The sequence below is a fragment of the Dyadobacter sp. LHD-138 genome (assembly GCF_030929615.1).
GTDB lineage: Bacteria > Bacteroidota > Bacteroidia > Cytophagales > Spirosomataceae > Dyadobacter.
Genome location: NZ_JAVFVU010000029.1, coordinates 89,574 through 107,485 on the forward strand (window position 1 = coordinate 89,574; position 17,912 = coordinate 107,485).

Sequence of the window (17,912 nt, forward strand, 5' to 3'; positions counted from 1 at the left end):
TAACTAGCTGATTTATTGAAAATATACAGATTAACATCTAAAAATTGACATATTTTCAATATTAAGATTTTGTTAACATTTCAGTGCTTTTATTTTTTTCTGTCAAAGAAATACTGACGATCTTTGCAATATCATATGCATATGAAAGAAATGGTGACGTTCGGTTACTACTTCGTATATTATCGAATTGATTATCTTCGGTAAAATTATCTAAAAATAGATTTTTTCAATTTTTGTAAAAAAATGCAGCTTAATTATAAAAAGATTGGCGAAACCGGTAAACCGCTGGTTATCCTGCATGGTGTTTTCGGCTTTTTGGATAACTGGCTTACCATTGGTAAAACAATTTCAGAGCAAGGTTTTATTGTTTATCTCGTTGACCAGCGGCACCACGGCCGTTCACCGCACGAAGGTGCGCTGGACTTCCCTACCCTGGCCGCAGATCTGAAAGAATTTATCGAACAACAGCATCTGACATCACCGATTCTGATCGGGCATTCCATGGGCGGGAAAACGGTTATGGAATATGCGGTAAATTACCCTGATACGTTCGAAAAACTGGTCGTTGTCGATATTGGGCCCAAGCAATATCCGATTCATCATACCAGACTATTGCAGGGACTCAATGCCTTGCCGGTCGAAGAAATTGAAAACCGCCAGCAGGCCGATGACATTTTGAGCACCTATGAGCCCATTTTATCGGTAAGACAGTTTCTTTTGAAAAATCTTTACAGAAAAGAAGAGGGTGGTTTTGACTGGCGTTTCAATTTACCCGTATTGACACGGGATATGGCCAATGTTGGGGCGCCAATCCGGACAACGAAACCGGTTGAGACGTCGGCTCTTTTTATCCGTGGAGAAAAATCGGATTATGTTCTGGATGAAGACTGGGATGGAATTTTAAAAATATTCCCGAACGCAAAACTGGAAACCATAACCAATGCAGGTCACTGGATCCAGGCGGAGCAGCCAAAAGCTTTTGTTGAGTGTTTGCTGGCTTATCTTAACGCATAATATACTTATCAAATAAAATTTCGCCATTCCCGGGGCATAGGTCCCAATCAACCTGTACCCCGGGAATACTGTATTTATTTCCGCACATATTTACTCCTTGGCGTCTGGCATTTCGAGATAATCATTTCATTGCCTTTCATTTCAATATCCCATACCGGACAGGAACCGCAAAATACCTGCGAACAATCCTCGGTATAATTAACAGGCTGCTGCGGTATGATTTCAAATTTTTTATTATTGATATTCAGAGCCGCCGGAGAACAGCAGTTTGCCTTTTCATGTTCATTCAGGATAACCCCGTCAGAACGAAAAATGATATATTCCGGCTGCACAACATTGGCCGCCTGCCAAACCTGTTTTCCATTAACCGTTTGCTCAGTCTCAGTCAAAAGCCATTTCCCCGGTAAGGACTGAGTCAACAAGTCCATGGGCACAGAATCCGCATCATCCTTACAATTCAACAGTGTTAACAAAAATAGAGAAAAATAAAGTAGTCGTTTCATCGCTTGCTTTTTAAAATAAATTCATTCGCCCCAGGAGTAGATAAAACATACTCACCCCTTCTCATTACGTCTTTACAAATCAAAATTGGGTCAATATCTTACATACTTGACTCTTTTCTGATCACCAACAATCATTACATCACCGCCAACTTCAACGGGTAATGGCGGAGTCTCTCCGCAAAGGATGGTTAGACAAGGATAAGAATTAACACCCGTTGATTTAATATTGAACAAGGCTCCATTAATTCGTAACGCCGAAGAAGGACAGCAGCCTGGCTCATTATCCTTGTTCAGCATAACCCCGTCAAAACTGAAAGAGACATCACTCTGTTTTGCAAGAGCTATGGGCTGCCACTTTTTTTCACCTGCCACAATTTCTTCGGTCTCTATCGAATGCCATTTACCGATAACCAGCTTTAATATTTCACTTTCATCAGCCTTATTATCCTTACAATTCGACAGAAATAGCAGAAATAACAAAAAGTAAAGTAGCCGTTTCATAGCTTTGCCTTTTTATTTACAGATTCACTTTTCCGGCAAATGGTTGGAAAGGGATCAAAAAAACAACTTATGAGCCAATCTGACATAACCCTATACCTCATTCCCACCGTGCTTGCGGAAGGAACCAATGACCAGGTGCTAACGCCACAGATTAAAAATGTGATCGCCAATGTTGACGTCTTTTTTGTTGAAAACATAAGAACGGCACGCCGCTTTATCAGCAGTTTGAAATTGGGCAAAGTGATCGATAACATCACTTTTTATGAACTACATAAAGACACGCCCCGTGGCGAAACCAGAGATCAGATTAAGGGGCTGACACAAAACGCCGGTGTAATTTCCGAAGCAGGCTGTCCGGGGGTTGCAGATCCGGGATCGGTTGCCGTTGACTTTGCTCACCAAATCGGTGTGAAAGTAGTGCCGCTGGTCGGGCCATCTTCTATTTTACTTGCGTTGATGGGATCGGGTATGAGCGGTCAGTCTTTCGTCTTTCACGGATACCTTCCCATTGACAAAGCTGAAAGAAAAACGACGATCAAGCAGCTTGAAACCGATGTCATTCAGAAAAACCAGACACAGATTTTCATGGAAACACCTTTCCGTAACAACTCGTTTTTGGACGCTTTACTCGACATCTGCCAGATTGATACCCTGCTCTGTATCGCCGCCAACATTACTTCGGAAGATGAGTTTATTGAAACCCATCCGGTAAAATACTGGAAAAAGAACAAGCCCGATCTTCACAAGCAGCCAACCATATTTCTGATCGGATAACCGAACATAACAACCTCAAAATCAGCACACAATATAACATCCATAAAAGACTTCGTACCATTTTTCCAACCAACGGACGGAAACATGAATCTTGACTAGCAGTAGTTAATTAATTTTCAATGTACCAAAAGTTGTTTTAAGCTATGAAAAAATGGATGATTTTAGGCGGATTAGTCCTGGCTTTCGGGATGTTTTCTTGTGATGATCAGGATGGCATGATCAGGTCAGGTGCTGTCTTCACGTCGGATTTCGAAAGGGACGCGGAAGACTGGACGGGGGCACTGGCCGAGTACGGTAAGGCAACGGACACTTCCACAATCGAATTCAGGTTCAGGCGCACTGCATTACCGGCCCCGCTTGATGCGAAGAAAAATGGTTTAATGCTTCAGAGCCACAACCGGAGCGACGATATGTTCATGTTCCTGAAAAAGAAAGTGACAGGATTAAAAGCAAATCAAACTTATAACGTTGTATTTGAAATTGATCTGGGAACAAACGCCCGGATTAACGGCATTGGCGCAGGCGGGTCGCCCGGGAGCTCGGTGTATCTGAAAGCCGGCGCCTCGCCGAATGAGCCAATTGTAAAACTTGAAAATGATTTTTACACCTTCAATCTCGACAAGGGTGCGCAGTCTGAAGGAGGCAAGGAGCTTTTTGTCTTGGGAAATATTGAAAACGGAATCGAAAAAGATGAATATAAAATTGTCAAACGCGATAACGTGACCAAACCTGTGGAAGTAAAAGCGAACGCAAACGGAGAGATCTGGCTGTGTATAGGAACTGATTCGGGTTATGAGGGATTAACAGTACTTTATTACGACAAAATTAAAACTTCAATTACTGAAAAGGTAATGAATTAGTCAGTCGTCTCCATAATTTCGACTAGTTTTGTCTACTCAAAGCAATTTAATTTTGATGAATAAATATTTGAAGTGGGCAAAACTAGTCATATTGATAAGCCTGTCCGCCTGCAACAGCGAGGAAAGAAATAATGTAAATCCTGTGCGGACGATGATCTCTGAATTCGAAACGGGTACAGAAAGCTGGACGGCGGACTATGCTTTGTACAACCGGGCGGATACCACAAAAATTGCATTTAAGATGGAACGTGATTCCCTGCCAGCCGTTATCGACTCCACCAGATGGAGCCTGAGAATGGAGGGAAATAATGTTGGAGACAGCATTTTTATGTTTCTAAAAAAGAAGATCGCAGGCCTGAATCCCGGTAAAACCTACAATGTTTCTTTTGATATAGACGTGGCAACCAATTATCCTGACTTGCCAAACGGAGCCGGAAAAACAATCAACCTGAAAGCCGGGGCTTCCGCCACAGAACCCGTTAAAACTCCTTCTGACAAATTTTATTATAATTTATCCATCAAAAAAGGTCTTTGGGACCAGGATGGAGCCGAAATGTCTATTTTGGGTGATTTCACCAACACGGCGTTAAGATTTGTCTATGAAATGGTCAACCGAACCAGCCATTCAAAAAATATTACCGTAAAACCCGACTCGACTGGAACAATCTGGGTTTGTGTGGGAGAAGATACCCGATACAAGGGAAAAACCGTTTTTTATTACGACAAAATAAAGGTCACGTTAACGGAACAATAAATTAAGTAAGCCACAAGGGAATTGCAATACATGAAAAATTGGATATTATTCGGATGTTTGATCATAACGGTCTCTCTGGCTGCCTGCAAAAAAGCAGCGGACCCACTGCCTATCCTATTTTTCGACAGCACTTTTCAGACCGGAACAGACGATTGGGCGGGGGATTTTGCACTTTACAAAAGTGGTCAGGAAGACGCCGTCAAGTTTTTGATCAAGCAGGACAAAATCCCGGAACGGACCGATAGCACGGCACTTGGATTAAGAGTAGAAGGCGTCAATACCGGCGACAGTCTGTTTTGGTTTATCAAAAGAAAAATCACGGGACTCAATCCGGAATTGACTTACAAAGTTGCTTACCGCATCAATCTGACGACGAGTTATACCGACACAGTCGGTGGAGCCGGGCAGATCACTTATATAAAAGCAGGCGCTTCCACGGCGGAGCCAAAAAAAGTCCTGGCTTCGGATTATTACAATATTTCTATAAAAAAAGGGTCGCTGGGTAAAAGCGGAACGGAAATGTTATATCTCGGCGATGCCGGCAATAATATCGACTCCGTGGCTTACAGAAGTATCGTCAGGGACAATGCCAATCTGGCGGTCGAAGTAAAACCCAATGCAGCCGGGGAAATCTGGCTTTGCGTCGGCACGGAAACGACTTACAAGGGACGTATCCAGCTTTTCTTTGACAGGATATATGCCGCCGTTAGCGAAAAAAGGACGCTATAAGCCCAGTTTGCAATCTGTTTCGTAACTTAGCAATTATATATAGCGGAAGTCTGCGCCTATTTTTACGTTTGAAATAATGATACAAATTAAATCTTTTGTCTTCAATCCTTTTTCTGAAAATACCTATTTGCTGTACGATGAGACCGGCGAAGCGGTTATTATCGATCCGGGATGCTATGACAAAGCTGAGTACAAACAACTTTACGACTTCATCGAAAACAATGCGCTGAAACCTGTTCGGATCATCAATACGCATGCACATATTGACCATGTGCTGGGTGTGGCGGCAATCAAAGCGAAATATAATATCCCATTTTCCCTGCATAAGATTGACGAACCGCTTCTCAAAGCCGTAAAAACATACGCTTCCAACTACGGTTTTGCAGGGTTTGACGAGCCTGAGATCGATTCCTATTTTGATGAAGGCGATACCGTAACTTTTGGAAATTCCTCACTTCGGTTGCTTTTTGTACCGGGCCACGCGCCGGGGCATGTCGCTTTTGTAAACGATGAGCAGCAGTTTGTGATCGGCGGCGATGTACTTTTCAGACAAAGTATAGGACGTACCGATTTACCCGGCGGCGATTTCGAAACGCTAATTGACAGCATCAAAACCAAACTTTTTACGCTGGCGGATGGTTACACTGTTTACGCAGGCCACATGCAGCCGACAACGATTGGTTACGAGAAAAAAAATAATCCGTTTTTGAAATAAAATTTGCCTCACAAAAGTAATACCGGTTAACATCGACACGCCTTTTGTGAACAGTACCCAAACCCTGTATTGAAAATTACAATGTTTCTTCGACATATTCCCAACGCGCTCACCTGTCTTAATCTGCTTTGCGGATGTCTGGGCGTAGTGGAGGCGTTTCACAATAATATTCTTTTATCCTGCTGGCTTATCGGCATCGCCCTCGTTTTTGATTTTTTTGACGGGTTTGCGGCCCGGCTTTTAAAGGTAAGTTCTCCTATTGGACGGGACCTGGATTCTTTGGCCGATATGGTTACTTTCGGACTTTTGCCGTCGATCATTATTTATCAATTGCTGATGCAGAGCATTCCAGACCTGATGGGTATCTGGAAAGCCTACCCTGCCTTTTTAATTGCCATTTTTTCGGCAATCCGTCTGGCTAAATTCAACAATGATCCGCGCCAAAGTGATTCCTTTATTGGTGTACCTACACCGGCAAATGCATTACTGATCGCCTCACTCCCGATTATTATTTCACAGGATGAAAGCTGGAAACCGCTGATTGTCAACACCAATAACCTGTTGATATTAACCGTGGTTATGTCTTACCTGTTGGTGGCTGAAATAAAACTGCTTGCTTTGAAGTTCAAATCTTTTGGCTGGCAGGGAAATGAATTGCGCTATACGTTCATGATTCTTACGGTGCTGCTGCTGGCATTTTTCAAAATCCTGGCTATTCCACTGATATTAATCGTCTACCTCAGTTTATCGGTTACCGCCAATCTTGTGAAAAAGAACGCCTGAATTGGTAACAAGAACTTTTTGTTGCAAATTTGTGCTCATTCCAACGGATTTTTTATTATATCAGTAAACTGACGTACAGTCTTTTGGGGTAAAAAAATTAAATTTCGCCTGGCAAAACCGGGCTTTTAGTACAAAATAAATTCTGCATGACATTTTCGCGTATTACCGGCCTTGGCTACTATGTTCCTGAAAACATTGTAACAAACAATGACCTGACAAAATGGATGGACACGTCCGACGAATGGATACAGGAACGCACCGGAATTAAAGAGCGCCGTTATTTTGAGTACGGAAAAGATACCAATTACAGCATGGCAGCGGCGGCTTCCAGGCAGGCACTGGAAAGGGCCGGTTTGACACCCGATGATGTTGACGTAATTGTTTATGCCACCATAACACCGGATTATTTTTTCCCAGGATCTGCTTTTTTGATGCAGCGTGAGCTCAGAATGGACGGCAAACCGGTTTTTGATATTCGTCAGCAATGTTCGGGGTTTGTATATGCCCTGTCGATTGCCGATCAGTTCATCAAATCGGGCATGTATAAAACTGCGCTGGTGGTAGGCTCGGAAATTCAGTCATCCTGGATCGACAAAAGTACGGCGGGCAGGAACACGGCTGTTATTTTCGGTGATGGGGCGGGCGCGGCTGTCGTTCAGGCGACCCAGGATCCAAATCACCGCATTTTGTCCACACATTTACACGCTGACGGACGGTTCGCCGAAGATTTGTTCGTGCGTGAACCCGGCAGCAGCCGTGCGGGCAGGACAGCAACGACGGAAATGATTGAAGAAGGCGGCTTTAACGTACATATGAATGGGAATACCGTTTTCAAACATGCGATCGTACGTTTTGGGGAAGTAATCAACGAAGCGCTGGAAGCGAACGGCTTTCAGGCATCGGATGTAAACGTGCTGGTTCCGCATCAGGCCAATATCCGTATCAGCGATTACGTAAGACAACAAATGGGGCTTTCCGAAGAACAGGTGGTCAATAACATTCAGCGTTTTGGCAATACTACGGCAGCTTCAATTCCCATTGCGATGGCAGAAGCCTGGGAAGAAGGCAGAATAAAAGAGGGTGATCTGGTGTGTCTGGCGGCTTTTGGAAGTGGTTTTACCTGGGCTTCGGCACTGATAAAGTGGTAAATTTTATCAGAGGTTAAAAAAGGAGAGTTTTTTTGTAAATATAAGGAAATAGAAAAGTACATTTGTATCAGGGAAATGGATTGAAACAAATTCATTCTCCCTCTGCCACTCTCCTCCTCAATATTAATACTGTCCCGTTGTCAGCATCACCAACGTGCAAGCTTCAATTGGTACGATATTTTTAGCAATTAAAATGTTTTCAAATTCGCGATTTTCTGTACCAGGATTGAAAATTACACGTTTTGGTTTTAGCGAAACAATATAATCGTAATAAATCGTTTGAATGGTTGGATTGATATATAAGGTAACCGTGTCAATATTTTCCCAGGCCAGAGGCTGAATATGGATTTCCTGACCTGCTGCAAGCCCTTTTCTACGGCCAAGCAGTAAAACAGAATATCCCTTCGCCTTTAGTTTTTGGGCCGCCAGGAACGAATATCTTGCCGGATTATCTGAAGCGCCAATGATGAGAGTATGTTTCATTTGATGGCTTTAATTAGAAAAAGAGATGAATAAACCTTTTTTTGCCTTTTAAACGTTCAATAAAAGTATTAAGTCTTCAACGTTATAGTATTACTTAACAGTAACAATAAATTTAAAAAAGTTTTCAATTCAATAATCGAATGTTAAACAATGAATGAGCCAACGATAAGCCGGAGTTTTTGGAATGAGAAATGGGCTAAAATAAAGTTCGATGAAATCGAAAATCCGCCCCACTATGAAGTTTCTAATTACGGAAGACTTAAAAGTTTTCAAAATAATCCTAAGGACGGTGCAATAATAAAGGGGTCAGTAATTCAGGGTTATCGCTCTTTGAATATCCGCGCAGCCGGAGGCAAGACGATCAACAGATATGTACACAAACTGGTAGCCGAGTATTTTGTAGAGAAGACAAGTGACGAACATACTTTTGTAATTCACACGGATTTTGAAAAACAAAACAACTACTACGAGAATTTAAGATGGGTTACAAAAACAGAAATGATCGATCACAATCGTGAAAACCCTGCTTTTATCAACCGTGTTATTCCACGCAGAACAAAAAATTACAAGCTGACAGAAAGCAAGGTTAGAATCATCAAGAAATTGCTTAAAAATGACAATAACCGTCTGAAAATGATTGCAAAGCAATTTGGAATCACCCATACGCAATTGAACAGGATCCGGTCAGGAGAAAACTGGAAACATGTAACCATTGAGGACTAAAAGTAAAATAAGCAACCGGTTATGCTATTTCTTCTCAAGGGAAGAAACCGTATAACCGCTCCCGTTCATACCCTCTTCGTAATCTACCAAAACACCGAGAACGTACATTAAATGCCGTTTGTCAATAATCACTTTAATACCATCAATTTTATAGATCTGATCAAAGTCAGACGCCGTATCAAAACCAAGTAAAAACGTACCACTACACCCTCCTCCGCGCAAGCCTACCCGAAGACCGTAGGTGTCAGGAATTTTATTGGCTTCTAACGTCGTAGCGATTTCAAGCTTTGCCTTGTCTGTGATCTGTATCGGGTTCTCCATGAATTCTCGCAATAAAATTTCCTCTCAAAAACGATTCTGAGGCACCGTGACCGAGTCAGCATGCCGAGGAATAAACAATAAATAAAAGCAGGCCTTTATAGCATAAAACGACAGCGGAGATAAAGGTTTGCTAGAAGCTAACAGCAAATCGGTTTTTAGAATTCGCAATTAATTCAATTTCTTCCTTCTAATTTTCAGTTATCTTGTATTTTTGCGTTTCTTTCCGCAATCTAATACCCTTATTAAAGCTATGGAGTTTTATTCGTTTATTACCGTCATGATACTGGGAGCTATTGTAACCTATGGCATGTATCTGACCATTACCACAGTAGCCGATAAAGTTTTTGAAAAACAAAAATTTGATATACACCACAAAAATACTGAAATAACACTGCCGCTTCGTTTACAGGCTTACGAACGTATGTGTCTTTTTTTAGAACGAATTACACCCAGTAATCTGTTGTTAAGGCTGGCACCCTCCGCTTCCAACGCACTGGAATTGCAGCAGATACTGCTGCACGAAATCCGTGAGGAATTTAACCACAACCTGGCGCAGCAGATTTATATCAGCAACGATGCCTGGGGCCAAATTGTTAATGCAATGAACGAAATTGTTTCGGTGGTCAACCAGGCAGCAGCCGAAATTCCATCAGAAGCACCGGCATCTGAGCTGGCAAAGAAGATTTTTGCACAGGTCATTCAAAAAGAAATACAACCCACCACCCATGCGCTTGTTTTTCTGAAACAGGAAATTCAGGGTGTGTTTAAATAAAATCATTATCCTGCCAGGGGAAAACGGATTAAGAAGATCTGTTTTGAAATAAATCCGCTGGCGGTTCCAAAATTCGAAATACCAGAAATGTTATACCCCAATACAATTGAACAAAAATTAGGTTTTGACAAACTCCGCGAGCTACTCAAAGAAGCATGTATAAGTCCATTAGGGCGCGGCTATGTTGAAAAAATCCGGTTTTCGGATAATTTCGGCATGGTTGAAAAACTTGTCAGTCAAACCGCCGAAATGAAAAGGGTGATGGAGATCGGAGAAGATTTCCCGTCTCAGAATTACCTTGATGCTACGCCTTATTTAAAACGCGCCGCGATTGAAGGCATGTTGTTGACACTGGCCGAGTTTTCGGACCTTAAAGCTTCTTTGCAAACCATCCGTTTATGCCTCCGTTTTTTTGCAAACCAGGAGCCGGATTCATTTCCATTGCTGAGCGAATATGCCAAAACAGTCAAAGTTGACAAGGCAATAACCGATGCGATCGATAAGATTATCGATGACCGCGGGCAGATACGCGATACCGCTTCGCCCGAATTGGCACGGATTCGCAGACGGTTAATTTCCGAACAGGCTGGTATTCGTAAAAAGCTCGATGCGATGCTTCGGACCGCCAAAAATAGCGGATGGATCAGTGAAGATGTTTCCCTGACGGTCAGAAACGGCCGTATGGTCATTCCATTGGCCGCCGAACACAAACGCAAACTGAAAGGTTTTGTCCACGATGAGTCCTCTACCGGACAAACGGTTTTCATTGAACCAACGGATGTTTTTGAATCAAACAATGAAATCCGCGAACTGGAATACGAGGAGCGCCGGGAGATCAACCGGATCCTGATGCATCTGACCGATCAGCTCAGACCTTTTGTCCCTGATTTGCAAAAAGCCTATGGATTTTTGGGGTTAATGGACTTTCTGAGAGCAAAGGCAAAAATTGCCATTCAGATGAACGCCACCAACCCGACTTTTGTCAATAAGCAGGTGGTCGAATGGAAGGACGCCCGGCATCCGCTGCTGCATTTGTCGTTTCAAAAACAAGGAAAAAAAGTTGTTCCGCTTACGATTGAATTGCAGGACAAACAGAGAATCCTGATTGTTTCCGGACCTAATGCGGGAGGAAAATCAGTCTCGCTAAAAACGGTCGGTTTGATCCAGTATATGCACCAATGCGGACTTCTGGTCCCGATGGCTGACGGCTCAACGATCGGCTTTTTCCAGAATATTTTTATTGATATTGGTGACGAACAATCGCTGGAAAATGATTTGAGCACGTATAGCTCGCACTTAACCAATATGCGTCATTTCCTCACGCTCGCAAATAAAAGAACTCTCTTTCTGATCGATGAATTTGGAACGGGAACCGAACCCGGCCTGGGCGGCGCTATTGCCGAAGCGATTCTGGAAGATCTGACAAAATCGGGAGCTTATGGCGTGATCAACACCCATTATACCAATCTTAAGGTTTTGGCAGACAAAACCGACGGTCTGGTAAACGGTGCCATGCGTTTTGACGGAGAACACCTTGAACCCATTTACCAGCTGGAAATTGGCCGGCCGGGAAGTTCTTTTGCTTTTGAAATTGCTTCAAAAATCGGTTTGCCGAATGCGGTGATAAACCGCGCGAAAGATAAGCTTGGTAAACAGCAGGTAAATTTTGAAAAATTACTGAAAGAACTGGATATCGAGCGGAAGGTTTTTGCAGAGAAAAATATCGAGTTGGGTATCAAAGAAAGGAAGCTTGCACAACAGCTTTCGGAATACACAAAACTCAAATCAAATCTGGAAAACAACGAGAAAAAACTGGTTAACGAAGCGAAGCAGAAAGCCAAGAATTTGCTGTCTGATGCCAACCAGCTGATCGAAAATACCATCCGGGAGATTAAGGAAAATAAAGCCGAAAAGGAAAAAACCAAAACAGTTCGGACTGAGCTTGAAAAGTTTAGCAAAAAGAATCTGGTTATTGAGGAAGTCGAAGAGCAACCTTCCGAAGACAATGTTTTTGAAGCCGAAGACGGTGCAATAACCGTGGGAAGTTATGTTCGGATTGTCGGGCAGACAGCCATTGGAGAGGTGCTCGTTTTGAAAGGCAAAGATGTGGAAATCCGCATCGGCGACCTGAAATCCAATATCAAACTCAATCGTCTGGAAAAAGTTTCTAACAAAACTTATAAGGTTGCAACGGGCGAGAAAAAACTGAAAACGACTTCCAAGGGCATCGATCTGAATGAACGGATGATGAATTTCAGTTTTAACCTGGATATCCGTGGGAAACGCGGCGAAGAAGCTTTGGGTGTACTGGATTCATTTATGGATAATGCCATCATGCTCGGCTACGATGAGCTTCGCGTCGTACACGGCAAAGGAGACGGTATTTTGAGGACACTGGTTCGGAATCACCTGCGTGGTTATTCCCACGTTTCTAATATGCAGGACGAACATCCGGACCGTGGCGGTGCCGGTGTTACCATTGTAAAATTGAAATAAGGCTGAGAAAAGAAAGCCTTATTCTATGAGCCCGAATATAGTTCGAGAAGGCCATGCGGATGTTGAGATGACTATTCAGCCTTTATCTGACCTAGTCTTGCATGCCGATTGCCAGAAGCAACCGCTACAATCGAAAAATGTCTGCCATAATGATTATGACAGACATTTTTCAATATATGATTATCCCCTTTATCAGTGAACTCCTACCGTCGATGCAGCAGCTACCGGTTTACGGTTTTTCATCCAAAAGAACAGAATACCAAACGCAACGACCAATATGGCTGGAAAAGCGATCATGGTGCTTAGTGTCGCCTGTCCGGCAGCCAATGCTAACTCATCTCCTGTTAAGCCTTTTGCTGCTGCCTCTGCTGTATCCGAATCGATCCAGCCACCGATGATCGGCTGAAAAATTGCAGTGGATAACATACCCACACCACCAATGATGGACATACCAAGTGCCCCACTCAATGGCACATGCTGCGCAATGAATCCTACCATCGTCGGCCAGAACAAACCAACACCAAATGCGAATATCACCGCTGCAAAGTATGCCATTGGGCCCGTTACCGTACTAAACATATAGATACCTATGGCCGTTAAAATGGATGCCGTCCATAGAATTCCAGTATCTCCTAATAATTTAACAACCGGCGCAGCGAAGAATCTCATCACGGCCATTAAACCGGTTACCAAAGCCAATATCAACATTGGGCTTGCTCCACTCTTACTCATGATCATACCTGTCCACTGCTGTGGTCCAAATTCTGAAATTGCTGTAAAAGCCATGCAGAAGAATATAAACAAGAAAAGCGGTGTGAACATGGCTTTAACATTCTCTCCAATTGAGCTTACGCCATCAATATGTGATTTAGGAAATGCTTGTCCCCAGAACAAAAATGCATAAATAATTGTCGGGATCATGATTACCCATATCTGTGCTTCCCATCCCAGTCCTGCGTCAGTCATGAATTTAGAAATAAGGCTTCCTACAACAATTCCTCCCGGGAACCACATGTGAAAACGATTCAGCATCTTGTTCATTTTCAAACCAGTATACGCATCAGCAATCATTGGATTACATGCTGCTTCTGTACAACCATTTCCAATTCCTATGAAGAAAGTAGAAATCAACAACCCAGCGTAACCACCTGCATAGATGGTCATGATAATCCCGATCGCGTGACATAGGAAAGCAACTTGCATTATGATTTTTGGACCCACGGTATGATAAACGAGCCCTCCAACGACCATTGACAAGGGCATACCCAAAAATGCCATAGAGTTGATAAGTCCCAGCTGCGCGGCAGTAAGATTGAACTCGGTACCAAGCTGAGACAGGATCCCGGCACGTATACTGAATGAAAAAGCTGTGGTAATAAGCGCAAAACAACTTGCGTTAAAAAGCCGTGAGCTATTAATTGGTTGAGACATGCTTTTGTATTGGTTAAAATATTTGAGAGTGATTAATTACGGTATTCGGGGTACCAATATTATTTAAGTTTTTCACAGAAAAAACAAATATTGAACAAATCTACTGATCTATCTACTTTTTGAGGCACATTTTTTCTACGTTAAATATATCTTTGTAAGAAGTAAGAGTCATAGATACTACTCTTTATAGGTATAAAATCTTTTAAAAACTTTAAACCCAGAGGAATGTCACGAAAGATAAGGATGGGTATGGTGGGAGGAACACTTGACGCTTTTATTGGAGGTGTTCACCGCCGTGCGGCTATCATGGACGGAGAAATCGAACTTGTTTGCGGTGCTTTCAGTTCGTCTCCCGAAAAATCAAAGGAAACAGGAAAAGCTCTTTACTTGCCCGAAGACCGCGTTTATGCTAATTTCGAAGAGATGATTCTCAAAGAAAAACAGCTTCCGGAAGGAGAACGTATGGATTTTGTGGCTATTGTGACCCCAAACCATGTACACGCCGCACCAACGAAACTGGCGCTTGAAAATGGTTTCCACGTGGTATGCGACAAGCCTATCACGCTGACGATTGAAGAAGCCGAGGAAATCGTTGCGCTGGTTGAAAAAACCGGACTGGTTTTCTGTCTTACGCATAACTACACCGGATATCCCATGGTAAAAGAAGCGAAAGAAATGATCGCTTCGGGTGCCATTGGAAAAGTTCGTAAAGTCATTGTTGAATATCCCCAGGGCTGGTTGTCGACACTTGTTGAAGTGACGGGCAACAAACAGGCTGCATGGCGCACAGACCCAAGTAAGTCCGGGGCCGGCGGTGGATTAGGCGACATTGGTACCCATGCCGAAAATCTTGCTGAATATATTACCGGATTAAAAATCACACAACTTTGCGCCGACCTTACGATTTTTGTCGAAGGCCGTCAGCTGGATGATGATGCAAACATTTTGCTGCGCTTTAATAACGGAGCAAAGGGAATTCTGCAAAACAGTCAGATTGCAAACGGTGAAGAAAACGACCTGAACATCCGTGTTTATGGCGAAACAGGCGGTCTGCAATGGAAGCAAATGGAGCCCAACACGCTGGTCCATAAAACCCAGCAGGGTGTAAGGCTGATCCGTACCGGGGTAGGAAATCTTTCAAAAGCAGCCCAGGTCCATACCCGTATCCCGGCCGGTCACCCGGAAGGCTATTTCGAGGCTTTTGCCAATCTTTACCGCAATTTTGCAATCCACGTTCGTGCCCACTGGGATGGTAAAAAAGCCGATCCGGTTTATGATTTCCCATCAGCGCAAGACGGCTTACGCGGTATGAAATTCGTAAACACCGTGATTGCCTCTGATAAATCTGACACAAAGTGGACTACTTTTGAGTAGATATCAGAAAAAAACGTGTTTGAGGATCGGAACTTGTTCCGGTCTTCGCGCTATATCTTTGTATATCCACAATCTTTTTTAAATATTTTTCACAATCCTTTTACCTTGTTTATGACTAAAATAAAAGTTGGTGTAGTAGGTACCGGTTTTATTGGCCCTGCCCATATCGAAGCGTTAAGACGCCTTCCTAATGTTGAAGTAGCTGCTCTTTGTGAAGTAACTGCCGAGTTGGCAAAAGAAAAAGCAGCAGGATTGGGAATCGCCCGTTCTTACACATTTGATGAATTGCTTAAGCAGGACGATATTCAGGCAATCCACATTTGTACACCTAACTTCCTGCACTACTCACAGTCAAAAGCGGCTTTATTGGCTGGAAAACACGTGATCTGTGAAAAACCATTGGCAAAGGATCTTGCCGAAGCGGAAGAGCTTGTTGCACTTGCTGCCAAAACAGGACTTGTCAATGCGGTTCACTTCAACCTGCGTTACTACCCGCTGGCACGTCAGATGAAGTCGATGCGTGAGCGCGGTGAACTTGGTGAAATTTATTCTTTCATCGGATCCTATCTTCAGGACTGGCTATTTTACGAAACGGATTACAACTGGCGCCTTGAGCCGGATAAGTCTGGCGATTCACGCGCGATTGCTGATATCGGTTCTCATTTGATGGATATTCTTGAATACATCACAGGTTTGAAAACCGTTGAAGTACTTGCTGACTTTAATACAATCCATGAGACACGTAAGAAACCATTGAAACCGGTTGAAACGTATTCAGGAAAAATGCTTCAGCCGGAAGACTACGCTGATGTCGCGATCACAACTGAAGACCACGCAAACGTTCTTCTTCGTTTTGACAATGGCAGCAAAGGCGTGATCACAGTTTCTCAGGTTTCTGCCGGTCGTAAAAACCGTATGACCCTGGAAATTTCAGGTTCTAAGAAGACTTTCAACTGGACTTCGGAAGCACCAAACGAAATGTGGATTGGTAACCGCGACAAAAGCAATGAAATCCTGATGCGCGATCCGTCCCTTGTCAATGACGATGTTCGTTCACTGATCACTTTCCCAGGTGGCCACAACGAAGGCTTCTCTGATACGTCAAAACAACTATTTAAGGAGGTTTACGCGGCTATTGAAGCAGGTAAGCAACCAGAAAACCCTACATTCCCAACCTTCGCAGACGGATACCGCGAGCTATTGATTTGCGAAAGAATTTTGGAAAGTAATAAAAAACAGGCTTGGGTAACGGTTTAGCTTTTAGTTATTAGCTGTTAGCCCTTAGATATCCTTAATGGAGATATGTTGCACAAAGAAGTCAACTTTTAAACGGTTGACTTCTTTGTGCAATTAAAAATATTTCCTTTCTAAATACCAAAAATTACATTAAACAAACAAAACTCTTAATCATGAAGACTATAAAAGGCCCAGGCATTTTCTTAGCTCAATTTTTGGGTGATGAAGCTCCGTTTAATACACTTGATGGCTTATCAACATACATGGCCGATCTTGGTTACAAAGGCCTTCAGTTACCGATTTGGGATCCAAGAATTATCGATATCAAACTTGCTGCCGAATCTCAGACTTACGCCGATGAGCTAAAAGGTAAGTTAAAAGACAAAGGTCTGGAAATTACGGAACTTGCGTCTCACATTATCGGACAACTTGTGGCTTCACATCCGGTTTACGATGAAATGTATGATGGTTTCGCAGCTCCGGAAGTACGTAAAAATCCAAAAGCAAGAGCTGAATGGGCTACCCAGCAGCTTAAATACACCGCCATTGCCAGCAAAAACCTGGGCTTAACGGCCAGCGCAACTTTCTCTGGCGCATTGGCATGGCCATTCCTTTATCCCTGGCCTCAGCGCCCGGCTGGTCTGGTTGAAACGGCGTTTAAAGAACTGGCAGCCCGCTGGAAACCAATTTTAGACGTTTACGACGAAAACGGTGTGGATGTTTGTTATGAACTTCATCCGGGCGAGGATCTTTTCGATGGCGCGACTTTCGAAATGTTCGTCGATTATCTTGACGGTCATTCCAGAGCGAACATCAACTATGACCCAAGTCATTTCGTGTTACAGCAGCTTGACTACCTGCAATTCATCGATCTTTACCACGACCGTATCAAAGCGTTCCACGTAAAAGATGCTGAATTTAATCCAACCGGAAAACAAGGCGTTTACAGTGGATTTGCTGGTTGGGCCGACCGCGCAGGACGTTTCCGTTCATTGGGTGACGGACAGGTTGACTTCCCAAGTATCTTCTCAAAACTTTCTCAGTACGACTACGATAGCTGGGCCGTTCTGGAATGGGAATGCTGCATAAAATCGCCGGAACAAGGTGCCGCCGAAGGTGCTCCTTTTATTGCAAACCACATCATTGATGTAACGACAAAAGCTTTTGACGATTTCGCAGGAACAGGTGCCGACGAGGCGTTTAACCGCAGAATATTAGGACTTTAATTAAATAATTGTCTGTATAACAAGTATAATGAAAACCTATCGTTCTTATGACTGATAGGTTTTTTTATA

19 protein-coding genes are annotated in these 17,912 nt (G+C 43.1%); 14 read left to right on the forward strand and 5 right to left on the reverse strand.

What is annotated here, in order from left to right:
• Positions 1 to 243: 243 nt before the first annotated feature.
• The gene (locus tag RB622_RS20510) at positions 244 to 1,014 is read left to right on the forward strand and encodes an alpha/beta fold hydrolase (protein WP_308048509.1); all 771 of its coding nucleotides are present in this window, start codon (positions 244 to 246) and stop codon (positions 1,012 to 1,014) included.
• Between the two features lie 74 nt (positions 1,015 to 1,088).
• Here the strand turns inward: RB622_RS20510 and RB622_RS20515 are convergent, their stop codons facing one another.
• Positions 1,089 to 1,517, reverse strand: coding sequence for a hypothetical protein (locus RB622_RS20515; RefSeq protein ID WP_308048510.1), 429 nt, complete (start codon positions 1,515 to 1,517; stop codon positions 1,089 to 1,091).
• Between the two features lie 90 nt (positions 1,518 to 1,607).
• The gene (locus RB622_RS20520; RefSeq protein ID WP_308048512.1) at positions 1,608 to 2,018 is read right to left on the reverse strand and encodes a hypothetical protein; all 411 of its coding nucleotides are present in this window, start codon (positions 2,016 to 2,018) and stop codon (positions 1,608 to 1,610) included.
• A gap of 69 nt (positions 2,019 to 2,087) precedes the next feature.
• Between RB622_RS20520 and RB622_RS20525 the strand changes: the two genes are divergently transcribed.
• The 7 genes from RB622_RS20525 (at position 2,088) to RB622_RS20555 (ending at position 7,781) form a co-directional block, all read left to right on the forward strand.
• Positions 2,088 to 2,792: an SAM-dependent methyltransferase gene (locus RB622_RS20525; RefSeq protein ID WP_308048514.1), complete on the forward strand. Its 705-nt coding sequence runs from the start codon at positions 2,088 to 2,090 to the stop codon at positions 2,790 to 2,792.
• Between the two features lie 143 nt (positions 2,793 to 2,935).
• Positions 2,936 to 3,652 carry a hypothetical protein gene (locus RB622_RS20530; RefSeq protein WP_308048515.1) on the forward strand — a complete coding sequence of 239 codons (717 nt, stop codon included), beginning with the start codon at positions 2,936 to 2,938 and terminating at the stop codon, positions 3,650 to 3,652.
• A gap of 55 nt (positions 3,653 to 3,707) precedes the next feature.
• Positions 3,708 to 4,406, forward strand: a complete 699-nt coding sequence (locus tag RB622_RS20535; protein WP_308048516.1) for a hypothetical protein — start codon at positions 3,708 to 3,710, stop codon at positions 4,404 to 4,406.
• Positions 4,407 to 4,436: 30 nt separating this feature from the next.
• On the forward strand, positions 4,437 to 5,135 hold the full coding sequence (locus RB622_RS20540; protein WP_308048518.1) for a hypothetical protein: 699 nt from the start codon (positions 4,437 to 4,439) through the stop codon (positions 5,133 to 5,135).
• 76 nt (positions 5,136 to 5,211) lie between these two features.
• A complete protein-coding gene (locus RB622_RS20545; RefSeq protein WP_308048520.1) occupies positions 5,212 to 5,850 on the forward strand; it encodes an MBL fold metallo-hydrolase in 639 nt (212 codons plus the stop codon).
• Positions 5,851 to 5,931: 81 nt separating this feature from the next.
• Positions 5,932 to 6,633, forward strand: a complete 702-nt coding sequence (pssA, locus tag RB622_RS20550; protein ID WP_308048522.1) for a CDP-diacylglycerol--serine O-phosphatidyltransferase — start codon at positions 5,932 to 5,934, stop codon at positions 6,631 to 6,633.
• A 146-nt stretch (positions 6,634 to 6,779) separates the two neighbouring features.
• The gene (locus tag RB622_RS20555; protein WP_308048523.1) at positions 6,780 to 7,781 is read left to right on the forward strand and encodes a beta-ketoacyl-ACP synthase III; all 1,002 of its coding nucleotides are present in this window, start codon (positions 6,780 to 6,782) and stop codon (positions 7,779 to 7,781) included.
• A 123-nt stretch (positions 7,782 to 7,904) separates the two neighbouring features.
• Here the strand turns inward: RB622_RS20555 and RB622_RS20560 are convergent, their stop codons facing one another.
• The gene (locus RB622_RS20560; protein WP_308048524.1) at positions 7,905 to 8,264 is read right to left on the reverse strand and encodes a CoA-binding protein; all 360 of its coding nucleotides are present in this window, start codon (positions 8,262 to 8,264) and stop codon (positions 7,905 to 7,907) included.
• A gap of 150 nt (positions 8,265 to 8,414) precedes the next feature.
• Between RB622_RS20560 and RB622_RS20565 the strand changes: the two genes are divergently transcribed.
• A complete protein-coding gene (locus tag RB622_RS20565) occupies positions 8,415 to 8,987 on the forward strand; it encodes an NUMOD4 domain-containing protein (protein WP_308048525.1) in 573 nt (190 codons plus the stop codon).
• Between the two features lie 24 nt (positions 8,988 to 9,011).
• Here RB622_RS20565 and RB622_RS20570 read toward each other — a convergent pair whose 3' ends face one another.
• On the reverse strand, positions 9,012 to 9,308 hold the full coding sequence (locus RB622_RS20570; protein WP_308048526.1) for an iron-sulfur cluster biosynthesis family protein: 297 nt from the start codon (positions 9,306 to 9,308) through the stop codon (positions 9,012 to 9,014).
• Positions 9,309 to 9,558: 250 nt separating this feature from the next.
• Here RB622_RS20570 and RB622_RS20575 point away from each other — a divergent pair, with 250 nt between their 5' ends.
• Together RB622_RS20575 and RB622_RS20580 are read left to right on the forward strand one after the other, a co-directional pair.
• On the forward strand, positions 9,559 to 10,080 hold the full coding sequence (locus RB622_RS20575) for a hypothetical protein (RefSeq protein WP_308048527.1): 522 nt from the start codon (positions 9,559 to 9,561) through the stop codon (positions 10,078 to 10,080).
• An 87-nt stretch (positions 10,081 to 10,167) separates the two neighbouring features.
• Positions 10,168 to 12,576, forward strand: a complete 2,409-nt coding sequence (locus tag RB622_RS20580) for an endonuclease MutS2 (protein ID WP_308048528.1) — start codon at positions 10,168 to 10,170, stop codon at positions 12,574 to 12,576.
• A 192-nt stretch (positions 12,577 to 12,768) separates the two neighbouring features.
• Here RB622_RS20580 and RB622_RS20585 read toward each other — a convergent pair whose 3' ends face one another.
• Positions 12,769 to 14,007 (reverse strand): MFS transporter, encoded by a 1,239-nt coding sequence (locus RB622_RS20585; protein ID WP_308048529.1) that lies wholly within the window; start codon positions 14,005 to 14,007, stop codon positions 12,769 to 12,771.
• A 243-nt stretch (positions 14,008 to 14,250) separates the two neighbouring features.
• On the opposite strand from RB622_RS20585, the gene RB622_RS20590 reads away from it, so the two are divergent.
• From RB622_RS20590 to RB622_RS20600, 3 genes are all read left to right on the forward strand, one after another.
• The gene (locus tag RB622_RS20590; RefSeq protein ID WP_308048571.1) at positions 14,251 to 15,381 is read left to right on the forward strand and encodes a Gfo/Idh/MocA family oxidoreductase; all 1,131 of its coding nucleotides are present in this window, start codon (positions 14,251 to 14,253) and stop codon (positions 15,379 to 15,381) included.
• A gap of 111 nt (positions 15,382 to 15,492) precedes the next feature.
• On the forward strand, positions 15,493 to 16,638 hold the full coding sequence (locus tag RB622_RS20595) for a Gfo/Idh/MocA family oxidoreductase (protein ID WP_308048530.1): 1,146 nt from the start codon (positions 15,493 to 15,495) through the stop codon (positions 16,636 to 16,638).
• 152 nt (positions 16,639 to 16,790) lie between these two features.
• Entirely contained in the window at positions 16,791 to 17,843 is a 1,053-nt protein-coding gene (locus RB622_RS20600; protein ID WP_308048531.1) for a sugar phosphate isomerase/epimerase, read from the forward strand.
• The last annotated feature ends 69 nt before the right edge of the window (positions 17,844 to 17,912 follow it).